This is a genomic window from Streptomyces sp. NPDC006335 (assembly GCF_040612795.1).
GTDB lineage: Bacteria > Actinomycetota > Actinomycetes > Streptomycetales > Streptomycetaceae > Streptomyces.
In genome coordinates this window covers 1,270,446-1,296,028 of the sequence record NZ_JBEXQX010000001.1, presented here as the reverse complement: position 1 = coordinate 1,296,028, position 25,583 = coordinate 1,270,446, and the positions used below count along the sequence as shown (strand labels likewise).

Annotated in this window: 21 protein-coding genes; 14 read left to right on the top strand and 7 right to left on the bottom strand. The window is 70.6% G+C overall.

Annotated features, from left to right (window positions below; genetic code table 11):
- The first annotated feature begins 4 nt into the window (after window positions 1-4).
- Window positions 5-1,294, top strand: a complete 1,290-nt coding sequence (locus ABZ098_RS05770) for a citrate synthase (protein ID WP_356587542.1) — start codon at window positions 5-7, stop codon at window positions 1,292-1,294.
- Between the two features lie 776 nt (window positions 1,295-2,070).
- Here the strand turns inward: ABZ098_RS05770 and ABZ098_RS05765 are convergent.
- Together ABZ098_RS05765 and ABZ098_RS05760 are read right to left on the bottom strand one after the other, a co-directional pair.
- Entirely contained in the window at window positions 2,071-4,293 is a 2,223-nt protein-coding gene (locus ABZ098_RS05765; RefSeq protein ID WP_356587540.1) for a heavy metal translocating P-type ATPase, read from the bottom strand.
- Between the two features lie 77 nt (window positions 4,294-4,370).
- Window positions 4,371-4,610 (bottom strand): heavy-metal-associated domain-containing protein, encoded by a 240-nt coding sequence (locus ABZ098_RS05760; RefSeq protein WP_031037814.1) that lies wholly within the window; start codon window positions 4,608-4,610, stop codon window positions 4,371-4,373.
- A 150-nt stretch (window positions 4,611-4,760) separates the two neighbouring features.
- On the opposite strand from ABZ098_RS05760, the gene ABZ098_RS05755 reads away from it, so the two are divergent.
- Complete coding sequence (locus tag ABZ098_RS05755; protein ID WP_356587538.1) at window positions 4,761-5,804, top strand: zinc-dependent alcohol dehydrogenase family protein; 1,044 nt, start codon at window positions 4,761-4,763, stop codon at window positions 5,802-5,804.
- On the opposite strand, the gene ABZ098_RS05750 is transcribed toward ABZ098_RS05755, so the two are convergent.
- From ABZ098_RS05750 to ABZ098_RS05740, 3 genes are all read right to left on the bottom strand, one after another.
- A complete protein-coding gene (locus tag ABZ098_RS05750) occupies window positions 5,785-6,351 on the bottom strand; it encodes a GNAT family protein (protein WP_356587536.1) in 567 nt (188 codons plus the stop codon). The genes ABZ098_RS05755 and ABZ098_RS05750 overlap by 20 nt on opposite strands.
- Window positions 6,352-6,440: 89 nt before the next feature.
- Entirely contained in the window at window positions 6,441-6,641 is a 201-nt protein-coding gene (locus ABZ098_RS05745; RefSeq protein WP_020116516.1) for a MerR family transcriptional regulator, read from the bottom strand.
- A 327-nt stretch (window positions 6,642-6,968) separates the two neighbouring features.
- Window positions 6,969-7,886 (bottom strand): sugar phosphate isomerase/epimerase, encoded by a 918-nt coding sequence (locus tag ABZ098_RS05740; RefSeq protein WP_356587534.1) that lies wholly within the window; start codon window positions 7,884-7,886, stop codon window positions 6,969-6,971.
- Between the two features lie 131 nt (window positions 7,887-8,017).
- Between ABZ098_RS05740 and iolC the strand changes: the two genes are divergently transcribed.
- From iolC to mmsA, 5 genes are read left to right on the top strand one after another with little or no spacing between them, the layout of a single operon-like run.
- Window positions 8,018-8,968 carry a 5-dehydro-2-deoxygluconokinase gene (gene iolC / locus ABZ098_RS05735; RefSeq protein ID WP_356587532.1) on the top strand — a complete coding sequence of 317 codons (951 nt, stop codon included), beginning with the start codon at window positions 8,018-8,020 and terminating at the stop codon, window positions 8,966-8,968.
- Complete coding sequence (locus ABZ098_RS05730) at window positions 8,965-9,846, top strand: deoxyribose-phosphate aldolase (RefSeq protein ID WP_356587530.1); 882 nt, start codon at window positions 8,965-8,967, stop codon at window positions 9,844-9,846. The genes iolC and ABZ098_RS05730 overlap by 4 nt, the downstream gene beginning before the upstream one ends.
- Window positions 9,847-9,856: 10 nt before the next feature.
- The gene (gene iolB, locus ABZ098_RS05725; RefSeq protein WP_356587528.1) at window positions 9,857-10,672 is read left to right on the top strand and encodes a 5-deoxy-glucuronate isomerase; all 816 of its coding nucleotides are present in this window, start codon (window positions 9,857-9,859) and stop codon (window positions 10,670-10,672) included.
- Window positions 10,669-12,546: a 3D-(3,5/4)-trihydroxycyclohexane-1,2-dione acylhydrolase (decyclizing) gene (gene iolD, locus ABZ098_RS05720; RefSeq protein ID WP_356587526.1), complete on the top strand. Its 1,878-nt coding sequence runs from the start codon at window positions 10,669-10,671 to the stop codon at window positions 12,544-12,546. Before iolB ends, iolD begins: the two co-directional genes overlap by 4 nt.
- A 16-nt stretch (window positions 12,547-12,562) precedes the next feature.
- A complete protein-coding gene (gene mmsA / locus ABZ098_RS05715) occupies window positions 12,563-14,065 on the top strand; it encodes a CoA-acylating methylmalonate-semialdehyde dehydrogenase (RefSeq protein ID WP_356587524.1) in 1,503 nt (500 codons plus the stop codon).
- Between the two features lie 51 nt (window positions 14,066-14,116).
- On the opposite strand, the gene ABZ098_RS05710 is transcribed toward mmsA, so the two are convergent.
- Entirely contained in the window at window positions 14,117-14,953 is an 837-nt protein-coding gene (locus ABZ098_RS05710; protein WP_356587522.1) for a hypothetical protein, read from the bottom strand.
- A gap of 202 nt (window positions 14,954-15,155) precedes the next feature.
- On the opposite strand from ABZ098_RS05710, the gene ABZ098_RS05705 reads away from it, so the two are divergent.
- From ABZ098_RS05705 to ABZ098_RS05685, 5 genes are all read left to right on the top strand, one after another.
- Window positions 15,156-16,547: an APC family permease gene (locus ABZ098_RS05705; protein WP_356587520.1), complete on the top strand. Its 1,392-nt coding sequence runs from the start codon at window positions 15,156-15,158 to the stop codon at window positions 16,545-16,547.
- A gap of 217 nt (window positions 16,548-16,764) precedes the next feature.
- Entirely contained in the window at window positions 16,765-19,389 is a 2,625-nt protein-coding gene (locus ABZ098_RS05700) for a CocE/NonD family hydrolase (protein ID WP_356587518.1), read from the top strand.
- The gene (locus ABZ098_RS05695) at window positions 19,386-20,252 is read left to right on the top strand and encodes an ABC transporter permease (RefSeq protein WP_356587516.1); all 867 of its coding nucleotides are present in this window, start codon (window positions 19,386-19,388) and stop codon (window positions 20,250-20,252) included. The genes ABZ098_RS05700 and ABZ098_RS05695 overlap by 4 nt, the downstream gene beginning before the upstream one ends.
- A 147-nt stretch (window positions 20,253-20,399) precedes the next feature.
- Window positions 20,400-21,920 (top strand): von Willebrand factor type A domain-containing protein, encoded by a 1,521-nt coding sequence (locus ABZ098_RS05690; RefSeq protein WP_356587514.1) that lies wholly within the window; start codon window positions 20,400-20,402, stop codon window positions 21,918-21,920.
- A gap of 72 nt (window positions 21,921-21,992) precedes the next feature.
- A complete protein-coding gene (locus ABZ098_RS05685; RefSeq protein ID WP_356587512.1) occupies window positions 21,993-23,903 on the top strand; it encodes an AMP-dependent synthetase/ligase in 1,911 nt (636 codons plus the stop codon).
- 61 nt (window positions 23,904-23,964) lie between these two features.
- Here ABZ098_RS05685 and ABZ098_RS05680 read toward each other — a convergent pair whose 3' ends face one another.
- The gene (locus ABZ098_RS05680) at window positions 23,965-24,378 is read right to left on the bottom strand and encodes a rodlin (protein WP_356587510.1); all 414 of its coding nucleotides are present in this window, start codon (window positions 24,376-24,378) and stop codon (window positions 23,965-23,967) included.
- A gap of 250 nt (window positions 24,379-24,628) precedes the next feature.
- On the opposite strand from ABZ098_RS05680, the gene ABZ098_RS05675 reads away from it, so the two are divergent.
- Both ABZ098_RS05675 and ABZ098_RS05670 read left to right on the top strand, forming a co-directional pair.
- The gene (locus tag ABZ098_RS05675) at window positions 24,629-25,021 is read left to right on the top strand and encodes a rodlin (protein WP_280851401.1); all 393 of its coding nucleotides are present in this window, start codon (window positions 24,629-24,631) and stop codon (window positions 25,019-25,021) included.
- A gap of 262 nt (window positions 25,022-25,283) precedes the next feature.
- The gene (locus tag ABZ098_RS05670; protein WP_356587508.1) at window positions 25,284-25,511 is read left to right on the top strand and encodes a chaplin; all 228 of its coding nucleotides are present in this window, start codon (window positions 25,284-25,286) and stop codon (window positions 25,509-25,511) included.
- Window positions 25,512-25,583: the final 72 nt, after the last annotated feature.

Below are 25,583 nucleotides of genomic sequence, written 5' to 3'. Positions count from 1 at the left end.
TGACGTGAGCGACAACTCTGTAGTAGTGCGGTACGGCGATGGCGAGTACACCTACCCGGTGATCGACAGCACCGTCGGCGACAAGGGCTTCGACATCGGGAAGCTCCGCGCCCAGACCGGTCTGGTCACCCTGGACAGCGGCTACGGCAACACCGCCGCGTACAAATCCGCCATCACCTATCTCGACGGTGAGGCCGGCATCCTCCGGTACCGCGGCTACCCGATCGAGCAGCTGGCCGAGCGCTCCACGTTCCTGGAGGTCGCCTACCTCCTGATCAACGGTGAGCTTCCGACCGTCGACGAGCTCTCGGTCTTCAAGAACGACATCACGCAGCACACCCTGCTGCACGAGGACGTCAAGAACTTCTACCGGGGCTTCCCGCGCGACGCCCACCCGATGGCCATGCTGTCCTCGGTCGTCTCCGCGCTGTCCACGTTCTACCAGGACAGCCACAACCCCTTCGACGAGAAGCAGCGCAACCTCTCGACGATCCGCCTGCTCGCCAAGCTTCCGACGATCGCGGCGTACGCGTACAAGAAGTCGATCGGTCACCCGTTCGTCTACCCGCGCAACGACCTCGGTTACGTGGAGAACTTCCTGCGCATGACCTTCTCGGTCCCCGCGCAGGAGTACGAGCCCGACCCGGTCGTCGTCTCCGCCCTGGACAAGCTGCTCATCCTGCACGCGGACCACGAGCAGAACTGTTCGACCTCCACGGTCCGCCTCGTCGGCTCGTCCCAGGCGAACATGTTCGCGTCGATCTCCGCCGGCATCAACGCCCTGTGGGGCCCGCTGCACGGCGGTGCCAACCAGTCCGTGCTGGAGATGCTGGAGGGCATCCAGACCTCCGGCGGTGACGTCGACTCCTTCATCCGCAAGGTGAAGAACAAGGAGGACGGCGTCCGGCTGATGGGCTTCGGCCACCGGGTCTACAAGAACTTCGACCCGCGCGCGAAGATCATCAAGGCCGCCGCGCACGACGTCCTCTCGGCCCTCGGCAAGTCCGACGAGCTGCTGGACATCGCGCTCAAGCTGGAGGAGCACGCGCTCTCCGACGACTACTTCGTCTCGCGCAGCCTCTACCCGAACGTCGACTTCTACACGGGCCTGATCTACCGCGCCATGGGCTTCCCGACCGAGATGTTCACGGTCCTGTTCGCCCTCGGCCGCCTCCCGGGCTGGATCGCCCAGTGGCACGAGATGATCAAGGAGCCGGGTTCCCGTATCGGCCGCCCGCGCCAGATCTACACGGGCGTGGTGGAGCGGGACTTCGTGCCGGTGGAGGAGCGCTGACACCTGCTGGTGAGCTTGGGGGCGTCGCTGGGGCGGCGCCCCTTCGGTGTTTCCGGTGTGCGGATGCGTCCCGCAGCGGCCGACCGCGCCAGATCTGGACGGGCGTGGTGAAGCGCGACTTCATCCCCGTAGCGCAGCGCTCACAGGACTGACCTGTCTTTTCAGGGGCGCGGGGAACTGCGCGACCAGCCCCCACCGGCCCGCAGCCGACGACGAAACCGTAGTTCCGGCTGGATCCGCGAAGCGAAAAGCGGAAGGCGCCCTGGCGACGGTCCCCCCACGGGCCGGCGTCCAGGGCGCCTTCCCATGTCCCGGTGCGGATTCCCCCCACGGGATCCGGCCGGGCGTCTGAGAGACCAGCGCCTGAAATCGCTGTCTTTCCGGTACTGCTGTCACTGCGGTTGAGCAGAACGAGCAAAACTCCTCGTACTACTCGTGTGTGCGGTCTGCCGGGACAACGCACGGTCGGGAGGGCCGCTCAAAGCTTCCCTATGTGCGTGCCCCGGCAACGCAGCTCCGAGGAAGTCCCCCAAGACATCCTCAGACGTCAGGAGGCGCCCCCCAAGACGCTGCCTGACATCGCCAACTTAGACCTTCGAACCCCTTCGATGGTTACGTTCGCGTCACTGTGATCTGCGTCTCTTGCATATGTCCGTTAGATACGCAAGAGCCCGGATACGGCGATCGGGACCCCAGCGTAAGGACGATGCGCGAGTCTTGTGAAGAGCTTATGTGAGCGTGGCTCCGGACTCCAGAGGGGGTCCGTCAAAGGATCCTCAACGGAAGGCACGCAGCCGCAGGCTGTTGGTCACCACGAACACCGAGGAGAACGCCATCGCCGCCCCGGCGATCATCGGTTTCAGCAGCCCGGCCGCGGCTAGCGGCAGCGCGGCCACGTTGTACCCGAAGGCCCACACGAGATTGCCCTTGATCACGGACAGGGTGCGCCGGGAGAGCCGGATCGCGTCCGCGGCCACCCGCAGGTCCCCGCGCACCAGCGTCAGATCCCCCGCCTCGATCGCCGCGTCCGTCCCGGTCCCCATGGCGAGCCCCAGGTCGGCGGCGGCGAGCGCGGCCGCGTCGTTGACCCCGTCGCCGACCATCGCGACGACCCGTCCCTCGCCCTGGAGCCGCCGTACGGCCTCGACCTTGTCCTCGGGCAGCACCTCGGCGATCACCTCGTCGATGCCGACCGCCCGGGCCACCGCCTCGGCCACCGCCCGGTTGTCCCCGGTCAGCAGCACCGGCGTGAGCCCCAGCGCCCGCAGTGACCGCACCGCCTCCGCGCTGGTCTCCTTGACCGCGTCGGCGACGGCCAGGACGCCGCGGGCCACACCGTCCCACCCGACGACGACAGCCGTACGGCCGCCCCGCTCGGCCTCTTCCTTCACCCGGGCCAGCTCGGCGGGCAGCACGTCGAAAAGGCGCCCCACGGCCACCTCATGGCCCTCCACGCGCCCGCGTACGCCCTTCCCGGGGACGTTCTCGAACCGCTCGGCCCCCGGCAGCGGCCCGACCTTCTCCTCGGCGCCCACGGCGACCGCCCGGGCCACGGGATGCTCGGAGGCGTGCTCCAGGGCGCCTGCGAGCCGCAGCACCTGCTTCTCGTCGGCGCCGTCGACGACGTAGACCTCCTGAAGCGTCATGCGGCCCGTGGTGACCGTGCCGGTCTTGTCCAGGACGACGGTGTCGACGCGCCGCGTGGACTCCAGGACCTCCGGACCCTTGATGAGGATGCCGAGCTGGGCGCCGCGGCCGGTGCCGACCATCAGCGCGGTCGGCGTGGCCAGCCCCAGTGCGCACGGGCAGGCGATGATGAGCACGGCGACGGCCGCGGTGAACGCGGCGACAGTGTCCCCGGTGACGCCCAGCCAGCCCCCGAAGGTGGCCGTCGCGATCAGGACGACGGCCGGCACGAAGACCGCGGAGACCCGGTCGGCCAGCCGCTGCACCTGCGCCTTGCCGTTCTGCGCGTCCTCCACCAGCTGTGCCATCCGCGCCAGCCGCGTGTCGGCCCCGACCCGGGTCGCCGCCACGACGATCCGCCCGCCGGCGTTGACGGTCGCGCCGGTGACGACATCCCCGACGCCGACGTCCACCGGTACCGACTCGCCGGTCAGCACGGAGGCGTCCACGGCCGAGGCGCCCTCGACGACGGTGCCGTCGGTCGCGATCTTCTCGCCGGGCCGTACGACGAACCGGTCCCCCACCTCCAGCCGTTCCGCCGGAATCCGCACCTCCCGTCCGTCCCGCAGCACGGAGACGTCCTTGGCGCCGAGCTCCATCAGGGCCCGGAGAGCGGCCCCCGCGCGGCGTTTGGCGCGGGCCTCCAGATAGCGGCCGAGGAGGATGAAGGCGGTGACTCCGGCGGCCACTTCGAGATAGGTCGTCGAGGCGCCGTCCATGCCGCCGACGGTGAGCTCGAACCGCTCCCGCATGCCCGGCATGCCCGCGTCACCGAAGAACAGCGCCCACAGGGACCAGCCGAACGCGGCGAGGGTCCCGACCGAGACGAGGGTGTCCATGGTGGCCGCGCCGTGCCGGGTGTTCGTCCAGGCGGCCCGGTGGAAGGGCCACGCGCCCCAGACGACGACGGGCGAGGCGAGGGTCAGGGCGAGCCACTGCCAGTTGTCGAACTGGAGGGTGGGGGCCATGGAGAGCACGACGACCGGGACGGCGAGCGCGACCGAGACGAGGAGCCGCTGCCGCAGGGCGGTGAGCTCGGGGTCGGTGTCGTCGCGGCTCTCGGGCCCTCGCGCCGCGGGCGCCGGCTCCTGTGCCGTGTAGCCCGTCTTCACGACGGTCGCGATCAGGTCGGCGACGTCGACCCCCGCGGGGTAGCTGACCCGGGCCTTCTCGGTCGCGTAGTTGACGCTGGCGCTGACCCCGTCCATCCGGTTGAGCTTCTTCTCGACGCGGGCGGCACAGGAGGCACAGGTCATCCCGCCGATGACGAGTTCGACTTCGGACACGGGCGCGGTCGGGGCCGTGGTGGACATGTTCCCTACTCCGGAAAACGGTCGAGCCGCGACAGGCTGTCGGTCACCGACGGCCTGTCGCGGCACCCCTCGGGCGATCAGGCCTTGCCGACGAGTTCGAAACCGGCCTCGTCCACGGCGGCCCGCACGGCTTCCTCGTCCAGCGGCTCCGCCGACACGACCGTCACCTCGCCGGTGGAGGCGACCGCCTTCACCGAGCTGACCCCCGCGATCTCGGAGATCTCACCGGAAACGGAACCCTCACAGTGCCCGCAGCTCATCCCGCTCACCTTGTAGACGGCGGTGACGGAACCCGGGGTATCGGTCTGGGCGGTCATGTCGTTCTCCTCGTGGAGGCGTGTGGGGTTACTGCATCACAGCCTATACCCCTAGGGGGTATTTCTCCAAGAGTGGTCGGCCGTCTCGCACGGGCGCGTCAGTGACCAGTCACGATGGACCGGCAGACGAGAACGGCGATGGAGACGTGGATGCGAGCGGTTGTCTTCGAACACTACGGCGAACCCGCACAGGTGCAGGACGTGCCCGACCCCCACCCGGCGGAGCACGGAGCGGTCGTCCGGGTGGAAGCCACCGGCCTCTGCCGCAGCGACTGGCACGGCTGGCAGGGCCACGACCCCGACATCACCCTCCCGCACGTGCCGGGCCACGAACTCGCGGGCGTGGTCGAGGCGGTCGGCCCCGGGGTGAGCGGCTGGCGCCCGGGCGACCGGGTCACCGTCCCCTTCGTCTGCGCCTGCGGCACCTGCGCGGCCTGCGCGTCCGGCGACCACCAGATCTGCGAGCGCCAGACCCAGCCCGGCTTCACCCACTGGGGCTCGTTCGCGCAGTACGTGGCGCTGGACCACGCCGACGTGAACCTCGTGGCCGTACCGGGGGGCATGTCCTTCGCCACGGCCGCCTCCCTGGGCTGCCGTTTCGCCACGGCGTTCAGGGCGGTCGTGCAGCAGGGCGGGGTCGGCGCGGGGGAGTGGGTCGCGGTGCACGGGTGCGGCGGGGTGGGTCTGTCCGCGGTGATGATCGCGGCGGCCTCGGGAGCCCGGGTGGTGGCCGTGGACGTGTCGTCGCGGGCCCTGGACCTGGCGAGGCAGTTCGGCGCCGCGCACACCGTGGACGCGACGGCCGCGCCGGACACCGCGACGGCGATCCGCGAGGTGACCGGCGGCGGGGCCCATGTGTCCCTGGACGCGCTCGGCTCACCCGCCACCTGCGCGGCCTCCGTCGACTCCCTGCGCCGTCGCGGCCGGCACGTCCAGGTCGGCCTGCTTCCCTCGCCGGACGGGACGACACCGGTGCCCATGGCCCGCGTGATCGCCCTGGAGCTCGAACTCCTCGGCAGCCACGGCATGGCCGCCCACACCTACCCGCCGATGCTGGAGCTGGTCCGGGCGGGCGTCCTGCGACCGGACCTGCTGGTCACGTCCACGATCGCGCTGGACGCGGCCCCGGACGCCCTCGCGGCGATGGGCACGGCCCCCGGAGCGGGGGTGACGGTCATCGAGCCGTGGCGTTGAGGGCGGTCCACTCGCGGTCGAGGAGGCCCATGACCACCCAGTCCACCCACTCCCCGTCCCGCAGGTCGGACTCCCGCCGCACGCCCTCGACCGTGAACCCGGCCTTCTCGTAGACCCGCAGGGCGCGGGCGTTGTGGCGGTAGACCTCCAGCTCGACGCGGTGCAGGCCGAGCCGCTCGAAGCCGTACCCGACGATCAGGCGGGTGGCCTCGGTGCCGAGTCCGCGTCCGCGCCCCCGGGGGCCGAGGAGCGTGCGGAACGTGCAGCTCCGGGCCTGGGCGTCCCACTCGTGGAGGACGACCTCGCCGACCAGTTCGCCGGTGGCGCGGTCCGTGACGGCGAGGTCGAGGCGGTCGGGCTGCTCGGACCGGGAGCCGTACCAGGAGCGCAGCCGCTCCAGGGTGAGTTCGGCGGCGGGGGTGCCGGTGAAGCGGGCCACCTCGGGGTCCTCGATGATCTCCGCCATGACCTCGGCGTCCGCCTCCGTGAACGGCCGCAGGATCGTCTGGTCGCCGGTCAGCACGGGTTTGACGGAGAAGTCGCTCATGCGCCGACTGTGTCAGACGCGGCCACCTCCCGGCCCGCGGTTTTCCGCGGCCCGGCGGGGCGGGCGCCCGCGGCCCGTCCGGCGCCGCCCTAGTCCTCTCTCCGCCCCCGGTTCCCCGGCCGGGACGCGACCCACGCGCGCACGGTGTCGGCGTACCAGAAGGGCTTGCCGCCCTCGACGTGGTCGGGCGGCGGCAGCAACCCGTGCTTGCGGTACGACCGCACGGTGTCCGGCTGCACACGGATGTGCGCGGCGATCTCCTTGTACGACCAGAGCCTTCGGTCGGTCATGTGGTGCACCTCCCCGCGCGCACCGCGGCGGCGGCCGGGAACGGCCGTCGGGGGTACCGGGCGCTGCGCTGGCGATCACAGAAGCCTGTGCCCACGTGAACGACGTACGGCGACCGTCGGTCAGGGCTTGTGTGCCGGGTGTGACGGGGAGTCCGCGTACGCGGGACATGTGTGACACGGAGGGGGCGTTTGTGACAGAGGTGACGCAAAGGCGCGCGCGGGCGCGAGGGCGCGGCGCGTTGACATCCGGGGGCCCCGGACCTCGTGGCCGCCCCGCGGCCGGTGGGCCGGACCCGCTGCGCCGGGCCCGGCCCACCGGATCAGGAACTACGCCCCGCAGGACCGCAAAAACGCCCTGGTCCGCTGCGCGATCGGCAACGGCTTGTCCGGCTCGCACGGATACATGTCCTGCTCGACGATCGCGAACAGATCCACGTCCAGCTTCTGCGCGGCCTCCAGCACGGGACCGAGCGCCGGCACACCCGAAGGCGGCTCGCACATCACACCCTGTGCCACGGCCGGCCCGAACGGCGTGCCCTTGGCCCGCACGTCCGCCAGGATCTCCGGGTCCACCTGCTTGAGGTGCAGGTACCCGATCCGCGAGCCGTACGTCTCGATCAGCTTGACGCTGTCGCCGCCGCAGTACGCGTAGTGCCCGGTGTCCAGGCACAGCGACACCAGGCCGGAGTCCGTGGCGTCCAGGAAGCGGACCACGTTCTCCTCGCTGTCGATGTGGGTGTCGGCGTGCGGGTGGACGACGATCTGGAGGCCGTACTCGTCCTTCACCCGCTGCCCGAGCCGCTCGGTCAGCGTGCTGAGGTTGCGCCACTGCTCGGGCGTGAGGGTGTCGGACTCCAGCACCTCACCCGTCTTGTCGTCCCGCCAGAACGACGGGATCACGACCAGGTGCCTCGCGCCCATCGCCTGCGCCAGCACCGCGTTGTCCGCGACGTGGGCCCAGGTCTTCTCCCACACGGCCTCGCCGTGGTGCAGGCCGGTGAAGACGGTGCCCGCGGACACCTTCAGGCCACGCCGGGAGACCTCTTCGGTGAGGACTGCCGGATCGGTCGGCAGGTACCCGTACGGTCCCAGCTCGATCCACTCGTAGCCGGAGTCCGCGACCTCGTCGAGGAAGCGCTGCCAGGGGACCTGCTGGGGGTCGTCGGGGAACCACACGCCCCAGGAGTCCGGAGCCGAGCCGATCCGGATGCGGGACAGTGAGGGCTGAGGTGCGGGCGCTGTCATGCCGGTCAGCTTCGGTTCGGAAAGCAAGCGCTGTCAAGGTCTCGTCCGAATGTCTGGACAAAACATTGACAGGGCTCCTCGTGCGGGGCTACAAACGCCCAGAGAGCCGACGCAGGTACGAAGGGAAGCCGATGGGGTACGACCTGATCACCATGGGGCGGATCGGTGTGGACCTGTATCCACTCCAGACCGGTGTCCCGCTGCCGCAGGTGACGTCCTTCGGCAAGTTCCTCGGGGGCTCGGCGACGAACGTCGCGGTGGCCGCCTCCCGCCTGGGACGACGGACCGCGGTGATCACCCGCACCGGCGACGACCCCTTCGGCGCCTATCTGCACGAGGCCCTCCAGGGCTTCGGTGTCGACGACCGCTGGGTCACCCCGGTACCCGGCCTGCCGACCCCGGTCACCTTCTGCGAGGTCTTCCCGCCGGACGACTTCCCGCTGTACTTCTACCGGCAGCCCAAGGCCCCGGACCTGGAGATCGACGCCCACGAGCTGGACCTCGACGCCATCCGCGGGGCGAGCGTCTTCTGGGTCACCGGCACCGGCCTGAGCGAGGAGCCCAGCCGTACGGCGACGCTGGCGGCCCTCGCCCACCGCGCCAAGTCCGGCACCACGGTCTTCGACCTGGACTGGCGTCCCATGTTCTGGAAGGACCCGGACGCGGCCCGCCCCTTCTACGAAGAGGCCCTGCGGCACACCACCGTCGCCGTCGGCAACCTCGACGAGGTCGAGGTCGCCACCGGGGTGCGCGAGCCCCGCGAGGCGGCCCGGGCGCTGCTGGACGCCGGTGTCGAGCTCGCGGTCGTCAAGCAGGGCCCCAAGGGTGTCCTCGCCGTCGACAGCAAGGGCAACGAGGCCGAGGTCCCGCCCCTGCCCGTGAACGTCCTCAACGGCCTCGGCGCCGGAGACGCCTTCGGCGGCTCCCTCGTCCACGGCCTCCTCGAAGGCTGGGACCTGGAGAAGATCATGAGCCACGCCAACGCGGCCGGCGCCATCGTCGCCTCCCGTCTGGAGTGCAGCTCGGCGATGCCGACGACCGACGAGATCGAGCGCGCGATCGCGGCGGGAGCGGTTCTGTGAGCGTCGACCTCGCGGAACTCGTCCGCCTGCGCGCCGAACGCCCCGAGGCGATCGCCGAAGCCGCCGCCCGTCGTACCCGGCGGCCCCTCCTGAACGACAACGGCCGCCTCATGATCGTCGCCGCCGACCACCCCGCCCGGGGCGCACTCGGCGTCGGCGGCAACCGCATGGCCATGGCCAACCGCGCCGACCTGCTGGAGCGCCTCAGCCTGGCGCTGTCCCGCCCCGGCGTCGACGGCGTCCTCGCGACCGCCGACATCCTCGACGACCTGCTCCTCCTGGGCGCCCTCGACGGCAAGGTCGTCATGGGCTCCATGAACCGCGGCGGCCTCCAGGGCGCGAGCTTCGAGCTCGACGACCGCTTCACCGGCCATCGCCCCGAGGACATCGAGCGGCTCGGCTTCGACGCCGGGAAGCTGCTCCTGCGCATCGACTACGACGACCCGGGCTCCCTCACCACCATGGAGTCCACGGCCCGCGCCATCGACGACATGGCCGCCCGAAAACTCCCCGTCTTCGTCGAGCCGTTCATCAGCGGCCGCACCACCGAGGGCAAGGTCAGGAACGACCTGTCCGCCGAGGCCGTCACCAAGTCGATCGCCATCGCCTCGGGGCTGGGCGGCAGTTCGGCCTACACCTGGCTCAAGGTCCCGGTCTGCGACAACCCTGACGACATGGGCGAGGTCATGGCCGCCTCCACGCTGCCCGCCGTGCTCCTGGGCGGCGAGGTCGGCGACGACCAGGACGGCGCGTACGAGAAGTGGCGCGGCGCCCTGCAACTGCCCACCGTGCGCGGCCTGGTGGTTGGCCGCTCGCTGCTGTACCCGGCGGACGGCGACGTGGCCGCCGCCGTGGACACCGCCGTAGGACTGCTGTGAGGGCCGCCGCATGACACACAACGAGCTGTACGTCCCCAAGGGTGGCTCGACCAACGCCCAGTACGCGGTGGACATCGACCCCAAGCGGGCCGGCTGGACCCACAGCAGCCTGCGCGTCGTCGAGCTGGCACCCGGCGGCACGCACACCTTCACCTCCGGTGACAGCGAGTGGATCGTGCTTCCGCTGGAAGGCGGCTGTACCGTCCGCACAGGTACCGAAGAGTTCCAACTCCTGGGCCGGGAGAGCGTGTTCGCCGGAGTCTCGGACTTCGCGTACGTGCCCCGGGACGCCCAGGCATCGATCGCCTCCGGCGCGGGAGGCCGCTTCGCCCTGGCAGGAGCGAAGTGCGAGCGACGACTCCCCGCCCGCTACGGCCCCGCGCCGGAGGTCCCCGTCGAAGAGCGTGGCAGCGGCACGCAGTTGCGGCACGTGCGCAACTTCGCCTCCGCCGACGCCTTCGACTGCGACAAGCTCATCGCCGTCGAGGTCGTCACGCCGGGCGGCAACTGGTCCTCGTACCCGCCGCACAAGCACGACGAGAACCGGCCCGGTGTGGAAGCCGAGTTGGAGGAGATCTACTACTTCGAGATCGACGGCCCGAACGGTTTCGGCTATCAGCGCGTATCTCCCTCCCATGAGGGCGGTTCCGACGTCCTCGCCGAGGTCCGCTCCGGCGACGCCGTCCTCGTCCCCGACGGATGGCACGGCCCGTCCATCGCCCAGCCCGGCCACGACATGTACTACCTGAACGTCATGGCGGGACCGGGCGAGACGCGGGAGTGGCGGATCTGCTTCCACCCGGACCACACCGAGGGGTACCGATGACGATCCGCCTGACCGTCGCGCAAGCGCTGGTCCGCTTCCTCGCCGCCCAGTACACCGAACGCGACGGCGCACGGCAGCGGTTGATCTCCGCGACCTGGGGCATCTTCGGCCACGGCAACGTCGCCGGGCTCGGCCAGGCACTCGTCGAGTACGCCGACGACATGCCGTACCACCAGGGCCGCAACGAGCAGTCCATGGTGCACGCGGCCGTCGGCTACGCGCGTCAGTCGGGCCGCCTGTCCACGCACGCGGTGACGACGTCGATCGGCCCCGGCGCGACCAACCTGGTCACCGGCGCCGCCCTCGCCACCATCAACCACCTGCCGGTCCTGCTGCTCCCCGGCGACATCTTCGCCACCCGTGTCGCCGACCCGGTCCTCCAGCAGCTCGAAGTGCCGTACGCGGGCGACATCAGCGTCAACGACTGTCTGCGGCCCGTCTCGAAGTACTTCGACCGCGTCACCCGGCCCGAGGCCCTGATCCCGGCCGCCCTCCAGGCGATGCGGGTCCTCACCGACCCCGTGGAGACCGGCGCGGTGACGCTCGCCCTCCCGCAGGACGTCCAGGCCGAGGCCTACGACTGGCCCGAGGAGTTCTTCGCCGAGCGCACCTGGACCGTACGGCGGCCGGGCGCCGACCCCACCGAACTCGCCGAAGCCGTCACTGCGATCAGGTCGGCTCAGCGGCCCCTCGTCGTCGCCGGCGGTGGAGTCCACCACAGCCGCGCCGAGGAGGCCCTCGCCGAGTTCGCCGCCGCCACCGGCATCCCGGTCGCCTCCACCCAGGCCGGCAAGGGCTCCCTGCGCCACGACCACCCCCAGGACGTCGGCGGCGTCGGCCACACCGGCACCGCCACCGCCAACGAACTCGCCCGCCAGGCCGACCTGGTGATAGGCGTCGGCACCCGCTACACCGACTTCACCACCGCCTCCGGCACCCTGTTCGCCGCCGACGGCGTCCGCTTCCTCAACCTCAACATCGCGCCCTACGACGGCCACAAGCTCGCCGGGATGCCCCTGGTCGCGGACGCCCGCAGCGGCCTGACGGAGCTCACCGAGGCACTGCAGCTGCACGCCCACCGCGTCACGAGCGTGTACACCGACGAGTACACCCTCGACAAGGAGCGCTGGGAGCAGCGCGTCGACGCCTGCTACGAGGCCGACGAACCCGACATCAGGCCGACCCAGCCGCAGGTCCTCGGCGCCCTGGACGCGCTCGTCGACGAGTCCGACGTGATCATCAACGCGGCCGGCTCCCTCCCCGGCGACCTGCACAAACTGTGGCGCGCCCGGTCGAGGGACCAGTACCACCTGGAGTACGGCTACTCCTGCATGGGCTACGAGATCCCAGCCGCCGTCGGAGTGAAGATGGCCGCCCCCGACCGCAACGTCTGGGCACTGGTCGGCGACGGCACCTACCTGATGATGCCGACGGAGATCGTCACGGCCGTACAGGAGGGGATCGCCATCAAGCTCCTCCTGATCCAGAACCACGGCTACGCCTCCATCGGCGGCCTGTCCGAGACGGTCGGCGGCGAGCGCTTCGGCACGGCGTACCGCTACCAGTCCGACGACGGCACCTACACGGGCGCCCCGCTGCCCGTGGACCTGGCCGCCAACGCGGCCAGCCTCGGTATGCGCGTGCTGCGCGCGAAGACCGTGCGCGACCTCCGCGCCGCCCTCGAAGAGGCGCGGGCCGCCGACACTCCCACTTGTGTCTACGTCGAGACCCAAACGGCAGACACAGTGTCGGGCGCGCCTCCGGCGCAGGCCTGGTGGGATGTTCCTGTGGCCGAGACCGCGACGCGCGCGTCCGCGGTGAAGGCCCGCGAGCTGTACGAACGGCACGTCTCAACCCGACGCCGCCATCTGTGAAAAGGAGTACTCGGTCATGACGAAGATCGTCAACCACTGGATCGGCGGCAAGACCGTCGAAGGCGCGTCGGGGAACTACGGGCCGGTCACCGACCCGGCGACCGGCGCGGTCACCACGAAGGTCGCGTTCGCCTCGGTCGACGAGGTCGACGCCGCCGTAGCCGCCGCGAAGGACGCGTTCCAGACCTGGGGCACCTCCTCGCTCGCCAAGCGGACCACCATCCTGTTCCGCTTCCGCGCGCTCCTGGAGGCGAACCGGGACGCGATCGCCGAGCTGATCACCGCCGAGCACGGCAAGGTGCACTCGGACGCGCTCGGCGAGGTCGCCCGCGGTCTGGAGATCGTGGACCTGGCGTGCGGGATCACCGTGCAGCTCAAGGGCGAGCTGTCCACCGAGGTCGCCAGCCGCGTGGACGTCGCCTCGATCCGCCAGCCGCTGGGCGTGGTCGCGGGCATCACCCCGTTCAACTTCCCGGCCATGGTGCCGATGTGGATGTTCCCGATCGCCATCGCGACCGGCAACACCTTCGTCCTCAAGCCCTCCGAGAAGGACCCCTCGGCCTCCGTCAAGATCGCCGAGCTGCTCGCCGAGGCCGGTCTGCCCGACGGTGTCTTCAACGTCGTCCACGGCGACAAGGTGGCCGTCGACCGCCTCCTGGAGCACCCGGACGTCAAGGCCGTCTCCTTCGTCGGCTCGACCCCGATCGCCCGCTACATCCACACCACCGCCTCCGCCAACGGCAAGCGCGTCCAGGCGCTGGGCGGCGCCAAGAACCACATGCTGGTCCTGCCGGACGCCGACCTGGACGCGGCCGCCGACGCCGCCGTCTCCGCCGCCTACGGCTCGGCCGGCGAGCGCTGCATGGCCATCTCCGCGGTCGTGGCCGTCGGCGCGATCGGCGACACGCTGGTCGAGAAGATCCGCGAGCGCGCCGAGAAGATCAAGATCGGCCCCGGCAACGACCCGGCCTCCGAGATGGGCCCGCTCATCACGAAGGTCCACCGCGACAAGGTGGCCTCCTACGTCGAGGGCGCCGCCGCCGAGGGTTGCGAGGTGATCCTGGACGGCACCGGCCACACCGTGGAGGGCTTCGAGGACGGCCACTGGATCGGCATCTCGCTCCTGGACAGGGTGCCCACCACCGCCAAGGCCTACCAGGACGAGATCTTCGGCCCGGTCCTGACCGTGCTGCGCGTGGACACCTACGAGGAGGGTCTGGCGCTGATCAACGCCTCCCCCTTCGGCAACGGCACCGCGATCTTCACCCGGGACGGCGGCGCCGCCCGCCGCTTCCAGCTGGAGGTCGAGGCGGGCATGGTCGGCGTGAACGTCCCGATCCCGGTCCCCGTCGGCTACCACTCCTTCGGTGGCTGGAAGGACTCGCTCTTCGGCGACCACCACATCTACGGCAACGACGGCACGCACTTCTACACCCGCGGCAAGGCCGTTACCACCCGCTGGCCCGACCCGGCCGACGCCCCGGCGGGCGTGGACCTGGGCTTCCCGCGCAACCACTGAGGCACTTCCGAGCGCCGGGCACGCACACGCGTGTCCGGCGCCCGGCCGCGCTCACTGCTTGCCGGCGGTGCCCTTCACGGCCTCGCTCAGGTCACCGGTCTCGGCGGCCGGCGGCGCCTTGACCACGGCCGTCTTCCCGAACTTCTCGAAGTCCATGGTCACGGTCATCGCGCCGATCTTCTGCTTCAGCCGCACCGGCAGGTCCTTGCCGCCGACCCAGATGTCCATGGTCATCGAGGAGGCACCGCCGGTGACCGAACCGGCGAGGCTGTCCGCGTCGCCGTAGGCGTCCTTGAACTTCCCCATCTGCGCCTGGTCGATCCGGGCCCGGTAGTGGGTCGTGCTCTGCCCGTCGACGGTCTCCTTGCCGAGGTCCTCGACGTTGTTGGCGTACTTCAGGCTCCTCATGGAGGCCGCCGGGCTCCCGCCGCCACCCCCGCTGAACGCCTGCGCGCCCTTGTCGCCGAACACGGCCGACGCGTCGATCCTCATCCACTCCTTGCCCTTGAGCGGGCCCGCGGGCTGCGGGTCGACGTCGTAGTAGTAGGCGCCGTCCACGAAGAGCATGCGCGTGGTCGGGGCGTCCTGGAGCTGCTGCATCTGGGCGGCCTTCGTGTCCATCTCGACGTCGAAGGCGTAGCCGTCGCCCCAGGAGTACGTGCCCTCCATGCTGATCGGAGCCGTGTCCGGCGTCGCCGTGGAGACCTTCACCTCGGCGGACCCCAGGTTCTCCGTCCGGTCGGTCGCCCGTGCGAGCGCCGCCATGATCGCGTCCGTCTTGTCGGCGACGTCCACCGCCTTCTTCACGCTCTCCGAGCCGCAGGCCGAGACAGCGACCATCGCCGCCGCCGTGAACCCCACCCAGGCAGCGGTGTACTTGAGCTTCATGTGCCCCCCTGTGAATGACCTTTGAGGGCAGACTTTAGCGGCACGTTTTTTCACGCCGACGCTGCGGTTCCCGTAGAGCCCGAACAGTAGAAGCGGCCGCGCGAAACTGCCGTATTCGCCACTCAATACGCTCTTGATCTACGGATTCCGCAGCTCGACCCCTATTGACGTGCCGCTTTTCGTCGGGGTTCCATGCACCACCATGACCGACACCCTCCGCCCCGCCGACACCGCCGTCCCAGAGGCGCAGGAGCACGGCCACGCCAAGCTCAACCGCTCCATCGGCGTGGTCGGCGGCACCCTCCTGACGCTGTCCTGCGTGACCCCCGCCTCCACGCTCTTCGTGGTCGTCCCCGACCTCTTCGGCTCGCTCGGCACCGCCACCGCCCTGACCATCGCCATCGGCTCCCTCCTCTGCGTCGCCGTGGCGTTCTGCTACTCCGAACTGGGCACCCTCATCCCCAGCGCGGGCGGCGAGTACGCGATGGTCTCGACGCTGGCGGGACGACTCGCGGGCTGGCTCGTCTTCGTGCTGTCCCTCCTGGTCGTGATGATCGTCCCGCCGGTGATCGCGATGGGCACGGCGGACTACCTGGCCCCGCTGATCCACCTGGACCCCTCCCTGGCGGGCGCCGGAGTCATGCTCCTGGCCACCCTCGCCGGCCTCCTCGACCTGCGCGCCAACGCGTGGATCACGGGCGTCTTCCTGGTCCTGGAGGTGATCGCGGCGGCGGTGGTGGCACTGCTGGGCTTCACACACGCGGAACGCGGCCCCAGCAGCCTGATGTCGATGCAGGTCGCGGGCGCGAACGGCGACACGGACACCGTGACGGCCATGCTGGTGGTCTCCGGACTGGCGATCGCCCTCTTCGTCACCCAGGGCTTCTCGACCGCCGTCTACCTCTCCGAGGAACTGGAGAACCCCCGCCGCAACGTGGCCCGCACGGTCCTGGCCACCCTCGCCATCTCCACCGTGATCATCCTGGTCCCGGTGGCCGCGATCACCATGGGCGCCTCCGACCTGACCGAACTGACCGGCGGCGACATCGGCACCATGGTCACCGCCTGGTCCGACTCCGCGGTCGGCACCTTCGTCAGCCTCTGCGTCGCCCTGGCGATCATCAACGCGGGCATAGTGATGGTCATCCAGAACTCCCGGGTCCTGTTCGCCTCCGCGCGCGACAAGGCCTGGCCGGCCCCGGTCAACGCCGTCTTCGCCAAGCTCGGCCGTTTCGGCTCCCCTTGGGTAGCCACCCTCGCGGTCGGCATCCCCGGAGCGGCCCTGTGCTTCGTCGACCTGGACACGCTGTACGGCGTCACGGGTGTCTCGGTGACGGGCATGTACCTGCTCGTCGCGATCGCCGCGCTGCTGTCCCGCCGCAACCACCACAGGCACACCCCGGCCTGGCGCATGCCCCTGTGGCCCGCGATGCCGGTCCTCCTGATAGCGGTCCTGGCCTACATCCTGACCCAGCAGGAGACGGAGTACCTGCTGTGGACGGGCGGCATCACGGCGGCGGCAACCTTGTACTGGGCGCTGTACCTCCGCCCGAGAGCGGAAACAAGGTGGCTCGTCTCGATTCCGGAGGTGTGAGAACTCAGGGGCGCGGGGCTGTGTCGATGTGCGGCTACCGCCGCGTGGGCGCGACCAGCCACAGCGAACCCGCACCCGGCAACCGAACGGACGAGACCGAGGTCGTAGCCGTACCGCACCTGCTGTACACCACACATCCCCATCCACCTCCAGGATGGCCCGCAGTTCAGCCCCCGGAGGGCACGTCCCCGACAGCTTCACCCCGTACCGTTGAATCATGGATCTTCGACGCCTCCGGAGGCCGCGGTGGATCGCCGCCGCGGCCTCCGTCGTCGTCCTCGCCGCTGCCGGGACATGGACGGCCGCCGCTTCTGACGACCCACCCCCGGTGCACCGCGCGGACCAGATGATGTCGATCGACGGCGTCCGCATAGACACCTCGTACTTCACCACCGACGGCGTCGAGAAGCGCCCCGCGGTCCTCCTCGGCCACGGCTTCGGCGGCAGCAAGAACGACGTACGCCAACAGGCCGAGGACCTCGCGAGAGACGGCTACGCCGTCCTCACCTGGTCCGCCCGCGGCTTCGGCAGGTCCACCGGCAAGGTCGGCCTCAACGACCCCAAGGGCGAGGTCGCCGACGTCTCCCGGCTCATCGACTGGCTGGCGAAGCAGCCCCAGGTCCGGCTCGACAAGCCCGGCGACCCCAGGGTCGGCGTCGCGGGCGCGAGCTACGGCGGCGCGATCTCCCTCCTCGCCGCCGGCCACGACCACCGCGTGGACGCCATCGCCCCGTCGATCACGTACTGGGACCTCTCGGACGCCCTCTTCCCGAACGGCGTCTTCAAGAAGCTGTGGGCCGGCATCTTCGTCAACTCCGCGGGCGGCTGCGACAAGTTCGAGCCGCGGATCTGCGCGATGTACCAGAGGGTGGCCCAGTCCGGCACCCCGGACGCGCAGGCCGAGAAGATGCTGGAGGAGCGCTCCCCGTCGGCCGTCGCCAAGGACATCAAGGTCCCCACCCTCCTCGTGCAGGGCCAGACGGACTCCCTCTTCCCCCTGAACCAGGCCGACCAGGCCGCGAAGGCGATCCGCGCCAACGGCGCCCCCGTGGACGTCGACTGGATCGCGGGCGGCCATGACGGCGGCGACCTGGAGACGGGCCGAGTCCAGGCCCGCGTGACCTACTGGTTCGACCGCTACCTGAAGGACGACAAGGCCGCCGACCCCGGCCCTGCCTTCCGCGTCACCCGCACCCTCGGCACCGACACCGGCGACGGCGAGACCCGCCTCACCGGCGTCACCGCCGACACCTACCCGGGCCTGGAGAGCGACGACCACAAGATCGCCCTGACCGGCCGGGAACAGGACTTCGCCAACCCGGCCGGCGCCAGTCCGCCCGCCGTCTCGGCCCTCCCCGGCCTCGGCGGCGGCGGCCTCTCCCAGCTCTCCTCCCTGGGCGTCGGCGTCTCCCTCGACTTCCCGGGCCAGTACGCCGCCTTCGAGTCCGCCCCGGTCGAGGACGACCTCCGGATCACCGGCTCGCCCACGGTCACCGTCCACGTGAAGTCGACGACCGACGACGCCGTCCTCTTCGCCAAGCTGTACGACGTGGGCGCGAAGGGGCAACAGACCCTGCCCTCCCAACTCGTCGAGCCGATCCGGGTCGAGGGCGCGAAGGCGGGCAAGGACGTCACGATCACCCTCCCGGCGATCGACCACGACCTCGACGACGGCCACCGCCTCCGCCTGGTCCTCGCCTCCACGGACCTCGGCTACGCCTCCCCGGCCACCCCGGCGACGTACACCGTCTCCCTGAAGGGCGACCTGAGCGTCCCCACGCCCCTCGGCGAGAAGAACACCCAGGCCCCCCTGCCCGCCTGGGTGTGGTGGCTGCCGCTGGCCGGCGCGGTGCTCGCGCTGATCCTCGTGGTGACGGGCCACCGCCGGACCACGGCCCCCGCGGCCCCCGAACCGCAGCTGAGCGAAGTCCCTCTCCAGATAACCGACTTGAGCAAGCGGTACGCCAAGTCCGCCGACCGGTACGCGGTCCGCGACCTGTCCTTCCGTGTCGAGAGGGGCCAGGTCCTCGGCCTGCTCGGGCCGAACGGCGCGGGCAAGACGACCACCCTGCGCATGCTGATGGGCCTGATCAGGCCGGACGGCGGCGAGGTCCGCGTCTTCGGCCACGCGATCGCACCCGGCGCCCCCGTGCTCTCCCGGGTCGGCGCCTTCGTCGAGGGCGCGGGCTTCCTCCCGCACCTGTCGGGCCGGGAGAACCTGGAGCTGTACTGGCAGGCCACCGGCCGCCCGCCCGAGGACGCCCACATGGACGAGGCGCTGGAGATCGCAGGTCTCGGTGACGCGCTGTCCCGCGCGGTCCGCACCTACTCCCAGGGCATGCGCCAGCGCCTGGCCATCGCCCAGGCCATGCTGGGCCTGCCGGACCTGCTCATCCTCGACGAACCGACCAACGGCCTCGACCCGCCGCAGATCCGCGAGATGCGCGAGGTGATGATCCGGTACGCGGCCGCCGGCCGCACGGTCATCGTCTCCAGCCACCTCCTCTCGGAGGTCGAGCAGTCCTGCACCCACCTCGTCGTCATGGACCACGGCAAGCTGGTCCAGGCGGGCCCGGTCGCCGAGATCGTCGGCTCCGGCGACACCCTCCTGATCGGCACCGCCACCGAGGTCGAGGAGCCGGTCGTCGAGAAGATCGCGGCCCTGCCGGGCGTGGCCTCCGCGATCCCCACCGACGACGGCCTCCTCGTACGGCTCGCCGCGGACGGCAGTGCGGCACGCCTGGTCGCCGAACTCGTCCGCCTTGAGATCCCCGTGGAGTCGGTGGGCCCCCACCGCCGCCTGGAGGACGCCTTCCTCACCCTGATCGGAGACTCCGCATGAGCAGCACGCTGACCGAGCGCGCGGAGGTCGCCGACGGCTACCGCGCGGGCCGCACGCTGCCGGTCCGGGTCGAGCTGGTACGGCAGTTGAAGCGCCGCCGCACCCTCGTCATGTTCGGCATCCTCATCGCCCTGCCCCTCGTCCTGCTGATCGCCTTCCAGCTCGGCGGCGGACCGGGCTCGGGCAACAACCGCGTCAACCTGATGGACACCGCGACCGTGTCCGGGGCGAACTTCGCCGCGGTGAACCTCTTCGCCTCCGCGGGCTTCCTGCTCGTCGTCCCGGTGGCACTGTTCTGCGGGGACACGGTCGCCTCCGAGGCGAGCTGGTCCTCCCTGCGCTATCTGCTCGCGGCCCCCGTGCCGAGGGCCCGCCTGCTGTGGTCCAAGCTCGTCGTCGGCCTCACCCTGAGCCTGGCCGCGATGCTCCTGCTCCCACTGGTCGCCCTCGCGGTCGGCACGGCCGCGTACGGCTGGGGCCCGCTCCAGCTCCCCACCGGCGGCGCACTGGAACCGGGCACGGCCGCGCAACGCCTGCTGATCACGGTGGCGTACATCTTCGTGTCCCAACTCGTCACCGCCGCCCTCGCGTTCTGGCTCTCCACCCGCACCGACGCCCCGCTCGGCGCGGTCGGCGGCGCGGTCGGCCTGACCATCGTCGGCAACGTGCTGGACCAGGTGACCGCCCTCGGCGACTGGCGCGACTTCCTCCCCTCGCACTGGCAGTACGCCTGGCTGGACGCCGTACAGCCGACGTTGCAGTGGTCCGACATGATCCAGGGCACCTCGCTCTCGATAACGCTCGCCCTGGTGCTGTTCGCCCTGGCCTTCCGGGGTTTCGCCCGCAAGGACGTGGTCTCCTAGGTCAACGGAAGATCTCCCACCGGTCTCGACGGCCCTTCTCCGTGCCCCCTTCGATACCCATCCGCAACGCTCCGTAGCGCACGTTCCTGCCCCCCGGCCCGTCACAGTCGCAGAAGCCGACGTCAACAGGCCCAGGGGGTACGGACGATGGAGCGACAGCGGACACGACAGGTGATGATCGCCCTCGCACTGGCGGGCGGTCTCATGCTCACCGGTTGCAGCGGAAGCGACGACGGAAGCAAGAGCAGCGCGGACGGCGCGAAGGACGGCTCCTACGACTCGGGCTTCCCGGCCCCGAACCAGCCCCAGGGCGAACAGGACCCCGACGAGTCCCACGGCGACTACGTCGCCCCGTCCCCGGACTACCTCTCCACCTTCGCCCTCGACGTCGACACCGCCTCCTACGGCTACGCCCGCCGCACCCTCGCCGAGGGCCGCCGCCCCGACCCCTCGACGATCCGCCCCGAGGAGTTCGTCAACAGCTTCCGCCAGGACTACGACCGCCCCGACGGCAACGGCTTCACGGTCACCGTCGACGGCGCCCGCACCGACCGCGACGACTGGTCCCTGGTCCGCGTGGGCCTGACCACCAGGAGCGCCGACGAGGACTCCGGGGAACGCCCGCCGGCCGCCCTCACCTTCGTCATCGACATCTCCGGCTCCATGGCCGAACCCGGCCGCCTCGACCTCGCCCAGAGGTCCCTCGACACCATGACGGAACGGCTGCGCGACGACGACTCGGTCGCCCTCGTCACCTTCAGCGACCAGGCCGAGACGGTCCTGCCGATGACCCGCCTCGAGGGCCACCGCGACCGGATCCACGAGGCGATCGACAGCCTGGAACCGACGTACTCCACCAACCTCGGAGCGGGCGTGGAGACCGGCTACGAGACCGCCGTCGACGGCCTGCGCGAAGGCGCCACCAACCGGGTCGTCCTCATCTCCGACGCCCTCGCCAACGACGGCGAGACCGACCCCGACGCCATCCTCGACCGCATCGACACCGCCCGCCGCGAGCACGGCATCACCCTCTTCGGCGTCGGCGTCGGCAGCGACTACGGCGACGCCCTCATGGAACGCCTCGCCGACAAGGGCGACGGCCACACCGTCTACGTCTCCGGCGACGACGCCGAGAAGGTCTTCTGCGAACAGCTCCCGCAGAACATCGACCTGACCGCCCGCGACGCCAAGGCCCAGGTCGCCTTCGACCCGGAGACCGTGGCCTCCTTCCGCCTGGTCGGCTACGACAACCGCCGCGTCGCCGACGACGACTTCCGCGACGACCGCGTGGACGGCGGCGAGGTGGGCCCCGGCCACACCGTCACCGCGCTCTACGCGGTCCGCACCCGCCCCGGCGCCGACGGCCACCTCGCCACGGCCACCGTCCGCTGGCAGGACCCGAAGACCCGGGCCCCGCACGAGAAGTCGGCCGCGCTGGAGACCTTCGACGACTCGCTGCGGGACGCGAACCCCCGCTTCCAGGTCGACGCGGTGGCCGCCTACTTCGCCGACGCCCTCCGCGACACCCCCACCGACAACCGACTGCCGGGCAGGCCGTCCCTGCGCGAACTCGCCGACTGGGCAGACGAGTTGGGGGACCGCACCGAGGACAGCGCGGTACGCCAACTCGCCGACACCATCCGCCGGGCCCGGCACATCGCGGACTGACGCCGGACCCATTGACCTTTTCTTACTTCAGAGTAAGTTAGCGGCCCAGTCGGAGCCGACCGGGGAGCCACCATGGGCGTACGCAGGGATCTGAAGAGGGCGAAACACCTGGCGGGCCGCACCAGGGTCGAGATCGTCAAGGACGAGAACGGCGTCGTACGAGAGGCCCGCACACCGCCCCTCGCCCCGCCCCCGACCACGGGCAGCATCGCCGACCTCCCCTTCACCAACGCGGCCGAGGCCCCCGACGCCGTGGTGTTGCACCGGAAGGAAGGGGACACCTGGAGCCCGGTCACGGCAGCCGCCTTCGCCCGTGAAGTGACCGCCGTGGCCAAGGGGTTGATCGCCGCGGGTGTCGAACCGGGCGGCCGGGTCGCGGTGATGTCCCGCACCCGCTACGAGTGGACGGTCCTCGACTTCGCGATCTGGGCGGCCGGGGCCCAGACCGTCCCGGTCTACGCCACCTCCTCCGCCGAGCAGGTGGAGTGGATCGTCCGCGACTCCGGCGCCCGCCATGTCGTCACCGAGAACGCCGAGAACGCGGCCACCGTCACCACCGGCACCGCGGACCACCAGGTCAAGCCGCGCGTCTGGCAGTTGGAGGCCGCCGCCCTCGACGAACTCACCGCCCTCGGCCACGACCTCCCCGACGAGGAGGTCACCAAGCGTCGCGCCGCCCTGACCCCCGACACCATCGCCACCGTCTGCTACACCTCCGGCACCACCGGCCGCCCCAAGGGCTGCGTTCTCACCCACGCCAACCTGCACGCCGAGGCCGCCAACACGGTCGAGCTGCTCCACCCGATCTTCAAGGAGGTCACCGACCAGACCGCCTCCACCCTCCTCTTCCTCCCGCTCGCCCACATCATGGGCCGGACCCTCCAGATCGCCTGTCTGATGGGCCGCATCGAGATCGGGCACTGCCCGAGCATCAAGCCCGACGAACTGCGGCCCGCGCTCAAGGAGTTCCGCCCGACCTTCCTCGTCGGCGTGCCGTACCTCTTCGAGAAGATCCACGCCACCGGCCGCGCCACCGCCGAGAAGATGGGCCGCGCCGCCTCCTTCGACCGCGCCCACCGCGTCGGCGTCCGCTTCGGCCAGGCCTACCTCGACAAGTTCCTGGGCCGCGGCAAGGGCCCGGGCCCCGGCCTCTACGCCGCCTGGGGCCTGTACGACCTGCTGGTCTACCGCCGTATCCGCAAGGAACTCGGCGGCCGCACGCGCTACGCCATCAGCGGCGGCTCACCCCTGGACCGCGAGCTCAACCTGTTCTTCTCCGCCGCCGGGATCATCATCTACGAGGGCTACGGCCTCACCGAGACCAGCGCCGCCGCCACCATCGTCCCGCCCCTCGACCCCCGCCCCGGCACGGTCGGCCAGCCGATCCCCGGCACCGCGATCCGCATCGCCGACGACGGGGAGGTCCTCATCAAGGGCGGGGTCGTCTTCGGCGCCTACTGGAACAATCCCGAGGCCACCGACGCCGTCCTCGAGGACGAGTGGTTCGCCACCGGCGATCTCGGAGCCCTCGACGAGGACGGCTACCTCACCATCACCGGCCGCAAGAAGGACCTCCTCGTCACCTCCGGCGGCAAGAACGTCTCCCCGGCCGTCCTGGAGGACCGCCTGCGCAGCCAGGCCCCCGTCGGCCAGTGCCTGGTCGTCGGCGACAACCGCCCCTTCGTCGCCGCCCTGATCACCCTCGACCCCGAGGCGATGGCCCACTGGCTGTCGGTGCGCGGACTGCCCGCCGACACCCCGCACTCGGAACTCGTCGAGGACGAACGCCTGCTCGCCGACATCCAGAAGGCCGTCGACCACGCCAACGCGGCCGTCTCCCGCGCCGAGTCGATCCGCGCCTTCCGGCTGGTCGAGGGGGAGTTCACCGAGGAAAACGGCATGCTCACCCCGTCCCTGAAGGTCAAACGGCACGTGGTGACGGCGGCCTACGCGCAGGACATCGAGGCGCTGTACCGGCGCTGACACGCCGAAGGGGCCGCCGAGATGCTCGGCGGCCCCTTCGGCCCTGACCGGAAGACCGGGATCAGTGGCCGGCCTTCTTGTCGCCGGACTCCTCGTTGGTGGACAGGATCGACACGTCCTCCAGCAGGTGGGCCAGCGCACCGTCCCGCTTGGCCTGGGTCGAGTTCTCGGCACACTGCTGGGTCTGCTGGTCCGACAGGATCGGGACGTCCTGCACGTTGACGACCTGGAGCACACCGATGGGCAGGTCGCTGACGGCGATGCAGGGCTTGTTGAAGGACCCCTGGATCAGCGCCATCTGCGGGCTCATGTTCCCGTAGGTGCTCGAGTTGCCGAAGCTCTGCCAGGAGCCGTTGCCGTTCGCCGCGGTCGGTCCCTGGTCGTTGCCGATCGCGAGTGCCTGCGGAGCCGCGGCGGCGGAGGCACCCACGGCGGACGCTGCGATGGCCGCGGTGGCAACAATCTTCTTGATCACTGGCCAGTCCTTTCTGAGGAAGCCCCGTGGACCGGAGCGCTCTGGCTAACTGCGCGCCCGCGACGAGGTTTCTCCCGTTCACTCCGACGGCCGATAGCGCGGACCGGCCGAGAGCCCCCTCGGATCCGGTGGCGGCCGGGGCGCCCACGAAGGCGATAGGGCCAATGGGGTGAACGCCCGCAACCATTCCTCCCGTGCCGGGTTGATGTGGCAGTAGGGCATTGTGTCGCTACGAGGAAAGGAACGCGAAGTGCTTAAGAAGGCAATGGCCGCCGCGGCGGCCGCCGCTTCTGTCGTCGGAATGTCGGTGGCGGCAGCTCCGACGGCGCTTGCCATCGGCAACGACAACGGACCGACCGTGCAGAACGGTAACGGCGCCACGTCGTCGTTCGGCAATTCGGCGACCAAGGGTGACATGAGCCCCCAGCTCTCGCTGGTCCAGGGCACGCTCAACAAGCCGTGCCTCGGCCTGAGCGACACCAACGTCGGCGTCCTGCAGATCGTCAACGTCCAGGACGTCCCGATCCTGTCGGACCAGCTCACCCAGCAGTGCAGCGACAACTCCACCCAGTCCAAGCGGGACGGCGCCCTGTCGCACGTCCTCGAGGACCTGTCGGTGCTGTCGGCCGCGACCGAGGACTGATCAGAATTCGGTTGACCGGGCGGCCCGCAGAACTTCCTGCGGGCCGTCCGGGTTTTTTGCGTGACCCTTTACACCGCGGTCGAGGGTGAAACGAGTGACGGCGCGGTGCAATCGAGTGAATTCCCTCGCGCCACGCGTTCGGTAGTTTCTCCGGGGGCTATCCCTCGTTCTACAGCCTGCAGGTCATGGCGCGAGCCGTTCCGTCTGTGCTCGCTCGGTCACACGCCGACAAAGGGGCATGACCGCAGAGAAGGGAAATCTCATGAAGAAGACCGCCGCTGTCGCCGCGGGCGTGATCATGGCCTTCGGCGTGGCCGCCCCGGCCTTCGCGGACGCCGGAGCTCAGGGTGCCGCCATCGGTTCTCCGGGCGTCCTCTCCGGCAACGTGGTCCAGGTGCCGATCCACGTTCCGATCAACGTGTGCGGCAACACGATCAACGTCATCGGTGCGCTGAACCCCGCGTTCGGCAACGTGTGCGTGAACGACTGACCACGTAACGCCGCAGCCGTACCGGCTGTCTTGGCCGGCCCTGGACCGCTCGATTCCGTCCGGGGCCGGCTT